We start from the raw sequence: 12,218 nt of genomic DNA on the forward strand, positions 1-12,218 counted from the left end.
CCTTTCACTCTTCCAGTCACGAGACGAGGTTCGCCATGAAGCGCATCACCGCAGTCATCAAACCGTTCAAACTCGACGAAGTGCGCGAGGCGCTCGCTGAAGTCGGCCTCACGGGCCTGACCGTCACCGAGGTCAAAGGATTCGGCCGCCAGAAAGGTCATACCGAGCTCTATCGTGGTGCAGAGTATGTGGTCGACTTCCTGCCGAAAGTGAAGATCGAGGTGGTCGTGGCCGACAATCAGTGCGATCAGGTGATCGACGCGATCATCGGCGCAGCCCGCACCGGCAAGATTGGCGACGGTAAGATTTTCGTCGCCGACGTCGAGCGCGTGATCCGCATCCGTACCGGCGAAGAAAACGAAGCGGCAGTGTAAAGCCCTCGCGCACCGAAGCGGTGCGCCGGCGGTTGAACAAGCACCACGCACCCCCCGCGCAACATCGCAAAACGCCGTGCGCCAATAAAAAACGGTGCGATACCCTTTCGGACATCGCACCGATACGCGCCTCTCGCAGCAGCGTGAAAAAGATTCTCTTGAAGAACTTCTAAGCCCCGAAGGCAGTGCCTTCGGGAAACACCGTCCGATTAGAACGAGTGTTGAATACCTGCGTACACACCGGTCTGGCTGTGGCCAGGCAGCGGGTTCTCGTTGTACGTAGTCGTGCCGCCCGAAGTGATGTTGCCGCCAGGGCCTGCAGCGTTCGCGTCGAGACCGAAGTTAGCGGTCTTGCTGTTACGCGCGGTCGCAACCTGGATGTCCAGCAGCGTGCGCTTGGACAGGTTATACGAACCGCCGATCGTGTAGATCGTTGCGTTGCCGCCGTTCTTGTTTGCGTTGACGTGATACACCGCCGCGATCAGTGCTGCGGCCGGCGTGGCTTGCCACGTCACACCACCCCATTCGTGATCGAGCGACGTCGGCGACGTGCCTGCAGCGCTAGCAGCGGCGGACGTACGGACTGCCTGGTATGCGCCCTGGATCTTGAACTGACCGAGGAACACGTTGAAGGCAGCCGTGTATTCGCGCGATGCGGTGAACGGGTCGGTGAAGTTACCGTTTGCGGCGTTGCGGATTTCGTCATAGATACCGCGAACCTGGAACAGCGACGACGTGTACGTCAGCTGCAGACCTGCTTCACGGCCTTGCGGCGTCGTGCCGTTACCGTTCCAGTTCGTTGCGTTCGACAGTGCGTACTGACCGTACATGTCAAAACCGTAGAACTTCGGCGACTGGTAAGCGAGGTTGTTGCTCGATTGCGGCCAGTTGCGGCCACGCACCAGCGATGCCGACGACCAGTTCGACTGACCGAACGGGTCGAAGTCCCACACGCCGTTCGAGATGAAGAGCATGCGACCCATCGTGAACGTACCGTACGTATTGTTCGACAGACCGACTGTTGCCCAACGATTGAAGAGACCGCCGCCGCCAGGACCTGCGCCCGTCATGGTGTTGAACGAGCCTTCCAACTGGAACAGAACCTTGTTGCCGCCGCCGATGTCTTCGACGCCCTTCATGCCCCAGAGGCTCGTGCCCCAGTCACCGCTTTCCGCGCGCCAGCGCGACGTGGAGCCGGTGTAGTTGGCGTTCGGCAGACCGCTCATGTATTCGATACCCGCGTCCAGGCGACCATACAGTGTCACGCTGCTTTGGGCATGCGCAACAACGCCGGCCGACATCAGCGCAGCGGCGAGCAAAGCTTTCTTCATCTTCTCCTCCATACCCTGTCAAAAAGTGAAACCCAGTACTGCGAATGGTGTTCGGACGCAAGCGCTCCGAACAGAAATCGGTACCAGGGAGATTAGCGGGCGGATTAGGTCTCCTGTCCTGACGTGCAGCCTTGGGACTGTCTCGTCGTCACGCCGATCCCTCGCCGACCGGTTCTCCTCTGTGCTTTGAAGTAAAACTACTTTTAATCAACTTTGTTTTGCTACTTTGGTTACTAATTTATCAAAAATACACTTGTGTGGGAGAAGAAATTAGTACCGGCGCTGACCTGTGTCTCCAAATTGCAATACGGATGTGCGCAAAGGCGCTTTCAAGCACCTTGAAAAATACCTGAATCCCTTGCGTGACAAGGGAATCACGGATCGGCGGGAGCAAGATTAAGGATTGCCACTATTGACGCTTCAAAAACGGCAAGGTAGTGCGAAAACGAGGGGCTGGAAGGGCGTTGCGGCGGTGTTTTTCGCGGTCGAAATGCATGGATTACGCAGTTGACCGAAACAAAAAAGGCGCTCGTAAGCGCCTTGTAAAACTACTTTCACTACAAGCGGTAAATGAGACACACGACTTTGTCTCAAATACCAGGTTCTCCGATATGTCCGCTATTTGAGACTTCCGGAAAGAAACTGCTTGAGGCGCTCGCTGCGAGTGTTGCGGAAGACTTCGTCGGGATGGCCTTCTTCTTCAACGCGGCCCTGGTGCAGAAACATCACGTGGTTCGACACATTGCGCGCGAATGCCATCTCATGCGTGACGACGATCATCGTGCGGCCTTCTTCGGCGAGCGTCTGCATGACCTTGAGGACTTCGCCGACCAGTTCGGGATCGAGCGCGGAGGTCGGTTCGTCGAACAGCATCACGTCGGGATGCATCGCCAGAGCGCGCGCGATGGCGACGCGCTGCTGCTGGCCGCCGGACAGATGGGACGGATACTGCTTCTCCAGGCGCGGCGCGAGACCGACCTTCTCCAGATACTCGCGAGCGCGATCTTCTGCTTCCTTGCGCTTCAGGCCCAGCACGTTGACGGGCGCTTCGACGATGTTCTCGAGCACGTTCATGTGCGACCACAGGTTGAAGTGCTGGAACACCATGGACAGCTTGGTGCGCACGCGCTGCAACTGCTTCGGGTCGGACACGCGCAACGCACCGTTTTTGGCAATCTGCGTGCGGACTTCTTCGCCGTCCACGAAAATGCGCCCGGCGTTCGGCTGTTCGAGAAAGTTGATGCAGCGGAGCATCGTGCTCTTGCCCGAACCGGACGAGCCGATCACGCTGATTACGTCGCCGGCATTGGCCTTCAGCGTGACGCCCTTGAGAACTTCGTTATCGCCGTACTGTTTGTGAAGCTCGTCGACGAAGAGCTTTTGCTTCGTTGTGTTCATCGGAATCCTTGGGCGTGCTTACGTGCTGGCGCAATGCGCCGGTTACTTGCCTTGCGGCCGCAGGTAAGCGAGCCAGCGGCGCTCGGCGCGGCGGAACAGCCACACCAGCGCGAAAGAAATGCACAAATAGAGCAGGGCGGCGAGACCGAACGCATTGAACGATTGATACGTTGCCGAGTTGACGTCGCGCGCGATCTTGAGAATGTCCGGCACGGTCGCGGTGAATGCGACGGTCGTGGCGTGCAGCATCAGGATGACTTCGTTGCTGTAATACGGCAGCGCGCGGCGCAGCGCCGAGGGCAGAATCACGCGCCGGTACAGGGTGAACGACGACATGCCGTAAGCGCGTGCCGCTTCGATTTCGCCATACGGCGTAGCCTTGATGGCGCCGGCGAAAATCTCGGTGGTATAGGCGCAGGTATTCAGCGTGAACGCGAGCAGCGTGCAGTTCATGCCTTCGCGGAAAAACGCGTTGGTCAGCTCGTGATTGCGGACGATCTCGAGGCTATATAAGCCCGTGTAGCAAAGCAGTAGCTGCACGTAGAGCGGCGTGCCGCGAAAGATGTACGTGTAGAGCCACACGAGAGTGGAGAGCCATTTCTTCTTCGACACGCGCGCCACGGCGAGCGGAATCGACAGGCAGAAACCGAGGCCGATCGACACCACAAGCAGCCACAACGTGATCGCGAGGCCGGTGAAGCGGTAGCCGTCGGTATAAAGATAGTTGCGCCAGTATTCCTGAATGATCTCGATCATAGATCCGCCTTTCGCACGCCGGTCGAGTAACGCTTTTCGAGGTACATCAGCACGAAGTTGGACACTGTGGTGATGACGAGGTAGATCGCCCCCGCGAACAGGGTGAAGAAGAAAAACCGCAAGGTGCCTTTGCCCGCGTCCTGCGAAGCCTTGACCACATCCGCGAGGCCGATGATCGACACGAGCGCGGTCGCTTTGACCATCACCTGCCAGTTGTTGCCGATGCCGGGCAGCGCGAAGCGCATCATTTGCGGGAACATGATGCGCGAGAACACCTGCCAGCTCGTCATGCCGTAGGCCGCACCCGCTTCGAGCTGGCCGCGCGGCACGGCGAGGAACGCACCGCGGAACGTCTCGGTGAAGTACGCGCCGTAAATGAAGCCGAGAACCGCGACGCCGGCCACGAACGGGTCGATGTCGATCTGATCCCAGCCGAGCAGGTCGGTCAGATTGTTTAGCCAGATCTGGATGCTGTAGAAGAGCAGCAGCATCAGCACGAGGTCGGGCACGCCGCGCACGAGCGTGGTGTAGACCGTGCCGGCACCGTGCGAGAAGCGGTTCTTCGACAGTTTCGCCGCCGCGCCGACGAGGCCCAGCAAGAAAGCAAGCGCCAGGGACAACACCGCCAGTTTGACGGTCTGCCAGGTGCCGTTGAGAAGCAGCGGGCCGTAGCCTTGAAGGAACATATCGGGTCCTTGACGATGCGTTTGCGACACACCGCGAAAGACGCGGCCGGCTCTGCACCGCATGTACCGCGAGCTTTGCTCGCTGTGATCCGCGGCGCACAGCGTACCGCTGTGCAAATCATGACTGCATGACCGTTGGCGATCTTGCAGCGCGCTTTTCGACTCTCTTTGAAACTAGACCGACTGTATTACGAAGCCCGGGGGAAGCCCATGCGGGCGAGCCCCGAGTTCCATGGTGCCCGCGTCTCGCGCGAGCAGGCGAAGTGCCTGAAGCGGTGGCCCGCCTGTGAACCGTGCTCAGTGTCCGATCAGTGCACGCTCAGTGTCCAGGATAGATGTCGAAGTCGAAGTACTGCTTTTCGAGCTTCGTGAACGTGCCGTCCTGATGAACCTGGGCGAGGGCCCGATTGAACATGGTCCGCAGATCGGCGTCTTCCTTGCGCAGTCCGATGGCCGTGCCTTCGCCGATGGTTTTCGGATCCTTCACTTCCGGACCGGCCCACGCGAAGCCTTTACCGCGCGGCGTCTTCAGGAAACCGGCGTCGGCCTGGATCTCGTCCTGCAGCGCGGCGTCGAGCCGGCCGGAGGTGAGATCGGCGTAGACCTGATCCTGATTCTGATACGGCACGACGGTCACGCCTTTCGGCTCCCAATAAGCCTTGGCGTAGGCTTCCTGGGTCGTGCCCTGTTCGACGCCGATGCGCTTGCCCTTCAGCGATTCAGCGGTGGGCAGGAGCGGCGAGCCGGCTTTGGCGATCATGCGGCGCGGGCGCGTCGAACAGCTTGTCGGAGAAATCAATCTGCTCGCGACGCTTGTCCGTGACGGTCAGCGACGACACGATCGCGTCGAACTTCTTGCCCTTCAGTGCTGGGATGATGCCGTCGAAATCCTGCTCGACCCACACGCACTTCACGTTCATTCTTGCGCACAGCGCTTTGGTCAGATCGACGTCGAATCCGACGACCTGGCCGCTGGCCGCCTTCGATTCGAACGGCGGATAGCTGGCGTCGACCCCGATGCGTACGGTTTTCCATTCTTTTGCCATGGCGCCCGTGGCCATGACGGCAAGCGCTACGCACAGTGCGAGCTTCTTCATGTTTCTCCTGGGTCAAACTGATCGTCGTGGTGTCCGATCCCGACGAACGCCGGCTTGTGGCCGGCGCCGCTATTCTAGGCGGCCAAAATTGTCGCGCCGCTATGGGTCCCCTGCGCGGCGTCTCGGCGTTCAGGCGCCTTTGCGGCCACCATCTACGATGAAAAGCGCGGTATTTTACCCGAACAGGGGCGCGGCGCCAGTGCGCAATGCCGGTCGGACGGGCGCGGCGGCGCACGCGTTGCGTATGCGCGACGCGTAGCCGGGTTGAGCCAGTGCGAGATCGGCCGCGGCCTCGCGCGATTACGCGGATTTGCGAAACGATCCGGTGCATTCGCGCCGATTGTGCGACGGGCGCGCAGCCCATACATTCTGGCCATCGCCAGATTTGACAGGGAGTACCTCATGATCGAAATTCGCCGCTCCGACGAACGCGGCCACGCCAACCACGGCTGGCTCGACTCGTATCACAGCTTCTCGTTTGCCGACTATCGGGACCCGGATCATGTCCATTTCGGCCCGCTGCGCGTGATCAACGAAGACCGCATAGCGGGCGGCCAGGGCTTCGGCACGCACGGACACCGCGATATGGAGATCGTGACCTATGTGCTCGAAGGGGCGCTTGCGCATCGCGACAGCATGGGCAATGGCTCCACGATCCGTCCGGGCGACGTGCAGCGCATGAGCGCCGGCACCGGCGTAATGCACAGCGAGTTCAACGCATCGCAGGACGAAGAGGCGCATCTGCTGCAGATCTGGGTGATCCCGCAACGCGCGGGCGATCAGCCGGGTTACGAAGAGAAGCACTTCGAGGCCGCCGACAAGCGCGGCCGGCTACGGGTTGTCGCTTCGCCCGACGGCCGCGACGGCTCTGTGACGATCCACGCGGACGCGTCGATCTACGCCGCGCTGATCGACGGCACAGAGCAGGCAACGTTCACGCTGCCCGAAGGGCGGCTCGCCTATGTTCACGTGGCACGCGGTTCGTTGACGGTGAACGGCGAGGCGCTTCAAGCTGGCGACGCGGCCAAGCTCAGCGAGACAGATACGGTGACGCTGGAAAAAGGGCATAACGCCGAAGTGTTGCTGTTCGACCTCGGCCGGCTCGAAGGCTAAAGAGCGTTGGCTGCAGGCGGTTCTGGCCCAACTGGTTGAGCGCGCAACGACCTCGCAAGCGCGAGTGCTCGCCGGATCGCTTGCCGGGATCGCGCTAATAGAAGCCGAGACACGGAAAAAACGCCACGGAGAAGCTCCGTGGCGTTTTTTTTAAGGCGACCACGCGAGTGGCCTTCGCTTATCGAGCCGCGCATTTGGCTGCGCGGCCACGCGTGGCCTACTGGCGTGGCTTACTGATTTGCAGCAGGCGCCGATGCCGCACCCTGCTGGTGATGCTGCCAGCGCTCGCGCATCTTCTCGTGACGCGATTCCATCTTCGCAAAGCGCTGCTTCAGCGCTGTGCTGACGGTTGTCTTCTGCTGGTCATTCAAGCCGTTATAGAACTTGAGCCAGGCGTCGGTGGTTTGCTGGCGCAACTGTGCGTCTTTCTGCTCGATCTGCTGATGCGCGGCGGCCATTGCGTTCAGGTCGAGAATCGGCTGCTGCTGCGCGGACTTGAACTGGTCCTTCATCTGCTCGTGGTTCGCACGCATCGCCTCGTGGTTCTGCTTCATGGTGTCGAGCGCGGCTTGCCACTGCTTTTCCTGATCCGCGTTCAGCTTCAACTGGTCATGAAGTTGCGTGAGTTCCTTCATGAAGTGCCCATGCCATCCGCCGGGGCCGCCGTGGGCCTCGTGAGCGGGTTGAGCCGCATAGGCTGCGCCCGCGCCGATGGCGAGAGCGGTGGCGGCAACGGCGAGGGCGCGCGAGATTTTTCTGGTGGACATGTCATGCTCCTTGTAATGGAATAGCCGACGGTGCATCCGATCACGTTTGACGGCCTGCATTCGGTAAGACACAGCGTAGAGAACTGCATCGTCCGCTGTGTTACGCGCCCTGGTGCCGCTGTTACGGGCCATTACGTGCAGCTTTCACGGTAACACCCGGTAACCCTTGAGGCCTGCTTGAAATCCAAAACCGTTCCTGTCGCGCGTTAAACTTCATTCCATGGCTACTCAAATACTTGTTGTCGACGACGACGTCGAATTGCGCGATCTTCTGCGCGACTATCTGGCCCGCCAGGGTATCGAAGTGTCGGTGCTGCACGACGCGGGCTCGCTCGAACGCAGGCTCGAGCGCGAGCGTCCCGATCTGATCGTGCTCGACCTGATGATGCCGGGTGTCGACGGGCTCACGGCGTTGCGCAAGCTGCGCGCGTCGGGCGACGACATTCCCGTCATCATGCTGACCGCGCGCGCTGACGACGTCGACCGGATCGTCGGTTTGGAGCTCGGTGCTGACGACTACCTCGGCAAGCCGTTCAATCCGCGCGAACTGCTTGCGCGCGTGCAGGCAGTCTTGCGCCGTCGCCGCACGCTGCCGTCGGCGGCTGCGCCCGAGCAGCGCGAGCCGTTCAGTTTCGGCCGTTTCACGCTGGACTTCCAGTCGCGCACGCTGCATCTGGAGGACAAGCCGCTTACGCTGTCCGGAAGCGAGTTCGCGCTGCTGAAAATCTTCGTGAACCACCCCATGCGCACGCTGACGCGCGAGCGTCTGCTGGAGTTGCTGCACGGTCCCGAATACGACGGCACCGACCGCGGCATCGACGTGCAGGTGTGGCGTCTGCGGCGCATCCTCGAAACGGACCCGTCCACGCCGCGCTTCATCCAGACAGTGCGCGGGCGGGGCTACGTGTTCGTGCCCGACGGCGAACAGCATGCGCCGGCCCATTGATTCGCTGTTCGGGCGGCTGGCATTGCTGGTCGTCGCGGTGTTGCTGCTGTCGCATTTCGCGTGGTACGCGCTCATGCGCCTCGAGCGCAACCAGCTGCAAGCGCGCTACGCCGTCGAAGAAGCCACTTTTCTCGTCGACGCGGTGCGTCAGCACGTGGTCCGCAACCCGGACCAGCCGTTGCCTTCGCGCGTGAAACTCGTCGATCCGGCGAGCCCCGAGGTGCCGCCTGAATCCCCGAACATGCCGCCGCCGCTGGAACGTTTTATCGAAGACGTGCGCGACCGCATGCCGTCCGGCACGCAGGTGCGCGCCGGCTTGCCGGGCGGCCCGCCCACGCTGTGGGTGCGCGGAACCGCCGACCACAGCTGGATCGTCGTGCCGGTTCAGCCGCTCCGACCGCCGCGTTCGCTCGACCGCACCGTGCTGTGGCTCGTCATGATCTTCTCGTTCGCGGTCATGGCGGCACTCTTCGCCGCATGGGCGCTGCAGCAGCCTCTGCGCTCGCTTGCCCAGGCGGTTGCGCGGTTCGGCCGTGGCCTGCCGGTGCCGCCCGTGCCCGAGCGCGGACCGCGCGAGTTGAGGCAATTGACACACGGCTTCAATCAGATGGTCCAAGAAGTCGCGCGTACCGAGAACGACCGCGCGGTGATGCTCGCGGGCGTCGCACACGATCTGAAGACGCCGCTCGCGCGCTTGCGGCTGCGCGCCGAAATGATGGACGAAGCCAAGATGCGCGACGGCGTCGTGCGCGATGTCGATTCTATGACGCACATCGTCGAGCAGTTCCTGGTGTTCGCGCACGACGGCGCCGACCGCAGCGAACCGGTCGAAGTCGACGCGCAATGCGAGCGGGTCGTGCGCAGTTATCGCGCAGTGGCCTCGGGCGCGCCGACCGTTGAAACCGACCTGCGGGCGGGTCCCGGTTTCCGCCTCCCCGCCGCGACGCTCGACAGAATTCTGTCCAATCTGCTCGACAACGCCCACGCCTATGGCGCACCGCCAGTCGTGGTGGCCACTGCACGCACCGCGGAAGGCTTCACGCTGTCGGTGAGCGACAACGGCAAGGGCATTGCCGCGCAGGATCTCGTCAATGCAAGCCGGCCTTTTGTGCGCCTCGATCCGGCGCGCGGCGGCAACGGCCACAGCGGTTTGGGGCTCGCCATCGTCGAGCGGCTGGTTCGGCGCGCGGGAGGAGAGTGGGAGATAGGCAACCACGGCGGCCGGGGCTTGCGGGTCTTGATGAGCTTTGCGTTTTCCGCCGTGCCTCAGGTGAAGACGGCCTCGGAAAGCGTCTGGTGATGTGATCGCAGGCGCGGCCGTACGCCGCGTCTTTCGCTGCTGTTCTGTTGCCCGCGCGCTTGGCACGGTGCCCGCTGCTCGAGCTTCTTTTCAAGCCGTCGCCTGCAACCTGGGCGGGTAACCAGAACGCCCCATCGAGCTGGGCCAAGCGCCGCGCTAGTCGGAGAAGAGCGTGTTCAGCGCATTCGCCGCTTCGCTATCCACCGTATTCCAGGTCACGGTTTCGGCTTCGAAAATATAGTGCGTCGTGTACTTGCCGAGGCGCGCGAGGATTTCTTCCTGAATGACTTCTGGCGCGACATCCAGCTTCAGATACCAGGCGGTGGACGACAGGCGCGTCTGAAACGCGCCGTATTCGGCTAGCAGATGGTCGAACGCGTCAGCATCCTGATCGCGGCAAACGATGACCAGATTTCCCTTCATGCGAATCTCCCGTTAAAGCGGTAGCGACAACCCAAGGTCAGTGTCGATCATACCTGCTTGCTTGCGGGAAGCCCGGCGCTTCGGCTTGCGTTGCGTCAGACAGCGGACGCACGGTTACCAGATGTTGGCCACCGTGCGCGCGGACGGCGCGGTGTCGTCGGGCGGCAGTGCTTCGGTGCGGTCGCGGCCGCCGGTCTTCGCGGCGTAGAGCGCCGTGTCGGCGCGGCTCATGATCCGTTCGGGGAGGTCGTCCACGGAAAGTTCGGTGATGCCGATGCTTACGCTGAGCGTGACCGAGGCCGGCAACTTCGCCGACGGCACGGCCTTCAGACGCAGGCGCAAGCGTTCGACCACTTCGCGGCCGCCGGCAAGATCGGTGGCCGGCAGCAGCAACCCGAACTCCTCCCCGCCGAGCCGGCCGATCGCATCGGCGCCGCGCAGTTCCGCCCGGCACGTGTCGACGAAATGTTCGAGCGCGCGGTCGCCGGCGGCATGGCCGAAGCGGTCGTTGATCTGCTTGAAGTGATCGAGATCCGCAATAGCCATGCACAGTGGCTCATTGCCCAGATGCGCACGGTCGATTTCATGGCGCAGCAAGTCGAGGAAATAGCGTCGCGACAGCGCGCCGGTCAATGCGTCATGACGCGCCTCGGCCGACAGCAGCGTATTGGCCGATTGCAACTGTTCGGCAAGATCGCGCGTGGCCCGGTGGTGACGCCGCTCACGCACGTACGAGACGGTGATCACCCATGCAAGCGCCACGGTGCCGGCAAGCGTGAGGAATACCAGCAGATGATCGCGCTTATGGTTGCGCAGCAGTTCGGGCCAGAAGGGTAGGGGCTCGACGAGATGCGCCGACAGCCCCGAGTTCAGACCGCCGCGAGTCTGATACAGCGACGGTCCCGGCTGTCCGGCCGAAGCGAAAAGCTGTTCTGCGACAGCGGCCGACACCCACGGCGCTGCCTCGCGCACCTGCGTGTCCACGTGTATCTGGATATCCGGGAACGTATCGCGGCGATAGGCCAGCTTGCGCTCCGCTGCGCGCATCTTCGTCACTGGGGAGTCCGGCAGTGCGTGGCCTTCGAGCTTGCTGTCGTGCGCCATGATGATGACGCCGTTGCTGTCGGCGACGAAGGTCCCCGCATTGGCGACCCAGTGGCGCAGCCGCGCGATCCCCACCTTGGCGACGACTGCGCCTGTGAGTTCTCCGTCCGCGTAGACCGGCACGGCAATGAAGATGCCGGGCTCGCCGCTCGTGCGGCCGACGCCATACGCTTCCGAGAACGCGCCGAGCAGGGCGCTCGTGAGATAAGCCCGCACGCGCATGTCGACGCCGACAAAGGAACTGCGCGGCATATCGGCGAGGACATCGCTCGCGGCCACGCAGATGCCATTCGCATTCACGAGCCACACCTGATCGAGACCGGAGAAGCCCTGCGCACGGTGCAGGAACGTGCTCACGGCGGTCATTCGCGGGTCTTTTAGCAACGCGGCGCGCAGGGCGGGTTCCGTCGTCTCGCCGTTCGCGGCATAATTCCGGGATTGCACCAATGCGTTCTGAACCACGTCCATTTCGGCCATGGTTGCAGGAATGGCCCGCGACATCGCGAGGTCGCTTGCTATCACCTCCGCCATGTTGTCGACGATGGAGGCCGACATCTGGCGCTGGGCGTGCAAGGTCGCGGCAAGTTCTTGCTGTACCATCCGGTCCGCGACCATGCCGGCCACGAACCAGCAAGCCAGTAAGATCAGCACGAAGACGATCGGGCCGGTTGCCTGGCGCAAGGTTGTCCTGTTCATCGACCCTCTGATCCGTCTGGCTTAGACATGCAACTTGCTATTCGTGGCGGCGCCGCGGCGCTGTTTCGCCCCGCGTTTCGCGATTGTGGGAACGGCCGTTTGTGCGCCGTCGCTAGTGCTCGGGATAAGCCACCAACGCAGTGCATCTTTGTGGATTCTAACCGTGATGGGGCCAGACGCCACCGTTATTGAGGCATGAGATTTCATGGGCTTCACCCATCAGGCTC

Annotated in this window: 11 protein-coding genes and 1 pseudogene; 4 read left to right on the forward strand and 8 right to left on the reverse strand. The window is 62.2% G+C overall.

What is annotated here, in order from left to right; all coding sequences use genetic code 11:
• Positions 1-35 precede the first annotated feature (35 nt).
• Entirely contained in the window at positions 36-374 is a 339-nt protein-coding gene (glnK, locus tag OH764_RS03945; protein ID WP_006048444.1) for a P-II family nitrogen regulator, read from the forward strand.
• Positions 375-583: 209 nt separating this feature from the next.
• On the opposite strand, the gene OH764_RS03950 is transcribed toward glnK, so the two are convergent.
• The 5 genes and pseudogenes from OH764_RS03950 to OH764_RS03970 form a co-directional block, all read right to left on the reverse strand.
• A complete protein-coding gene (locus OH764_RS03950; protein ID WP_110402893.1) occupies positions 584-1,705 on the reverse strand; it encodes a porin in 1,122 nt (373 codons plus the stop codon).
• Positions 1,706-2,323: 618 nt separating this feature from the next.
• Positions 2,324-3,103, reverse strand: coding sequence for an ABC transporter ATP-binding protein (locus OH764_RS03955; RefSeq protein WP_020065251.1), 780 nt, complete (start codon positions 3,101-3,103; stop codon positions 2,324-2,326).
• 42 nt (positions 3,104-3,145) lie between these two features.
• On the reverse strand, positions 3,146-3,859 hold the full coding sequence (locus tag OH764_RS03960; RefSeq protein WP_498848093.1) for an ABC transporter permease: 714 nt from the start codon (positions 3,857-3,859) through the stop codon (positions 3,146-3,148).
• A complete protein-coding gene (locus OH764_RS03965; RefSeq protein WP_020065253.1) occupies positions 3,856-4,545 on the reverse strand; it encodes an ABC transporter permease in 690 nt (229 codons plus the stop codon). The genes OH764_RS03960 and OH764_RS03965 overlap by 4 nt, the downstream gene beginning before the upstream one ends.
• 319 nt (positions 4,546-4,864) lie before the next feature.
• Positions 4,865-5,642 (reverse strand): annotated as a pseudogene (locus OH764_RS03970) (ABC transporter substrate-binding protein).
• Positions 5,643-6,044: 402 nt separating this feature from the next.
• Here OH764_RS03970 and OH764_RS03975 point away from each other — a divergent pair.
• Positions 6,045-6,755 (forward strand): pirin family protein, encoded by a 711-nt coding sequence (locus tag OH764_RS03975; protein WP_498848094.1) that lies wholly within the window; start codon positions 6,045-6,047, stop codon positions 6,753-6,755.
• 230 nt (positions 6,756-6,985) lie between these two features.
• Here the strand turns inward: OH764_RS03975 and OH764_RS03980 are convergent, their stop codons facing one another.
• Positions 6,986-7,522, reverse strand: coding sequence for a Spy/CpxP family protein refolding chaperone (locus OH764_RS03980; RefSeq protein ID WP_498848095.1), 537 nt, complete (start codon positions 7,520-7,522; stop codon positions 6,986-6,988).
• A 220-nt stretch (positions 7,523-7,742) separates the two neighbouring features.
• Between OH764_RS03980 and OH764_RS03985 the strand changes: the two genes are divergently transcribed.
• Together OH764_RS03985 and OH764_RS03990 are read left to right on the forward strand one after the other, a co-directional pair.
• Entirely contained in the window at positions 7,743-8,468 is a 726-nt protein-coding gene (locus OH764_RS03985) for a response regulator (protein ID WP_013338547.1), read from the forward strand.
• The gene (locus OH764_RS03990) at positions 8,452-9,768 is read left to right on the forward strand and encodes a two-component system sensor histidine kinase family protein (protein WP_498848096.1); all 1,317 of its coding nucleotides are present in this window, start codon (positions 8,452-8,454) and stop codon (positions 9,766-9,768) included. Before OH764_RS03985 ends, OH764_RS03990 begins: the two co-directional genes overlap by 17 nt.
• A 156-nt stretch (positions 9,769-9,924) precedes the next feature.
• On the opposite strand, the gene OH764_RS03995 is transcribed toward OH764_RS03990, so the two are convergent.
• The gene (locus OH764_RS03995; RefSeq protein ID WP_020065259.1) at positions 9,925-10,191 is read right to left on the reverse strand and encodes a double-stranded DNA-specific endonuclease; all 267 of its coding nucleotides are present in this window, start codon (positions 10,189-10,191) and stop codon (positions 9,925-9,927) included.
• A 114-nt stretch (positions 10,192-10,305) separates the two neighbouring features.
• Positions 10,306-11,991, reverse strand: coding sequence for a sensor domain-containing diguanylate cyclase (locus OH764_RS04000; protein ID WP_498848097.1), 1,686 nt, complete (start codon positions 11,989-11,991; stop codon positions 10,306-10,308).
• Positions 11,992-12,218 lie beyond the last annotated feature (227 nt).

Source organism: Burkholderia sp. M6-3, assembly GCF_050858985.1.
In the GTDB taxonomy this organism is placed as follows: domain Bacteria; phylum Pseudomonadota; class Gammaproteobacteria; order Burkholderiales; family Burkholderiaceae; genus Paraburkholderia; species Paraburkholderia caledonica.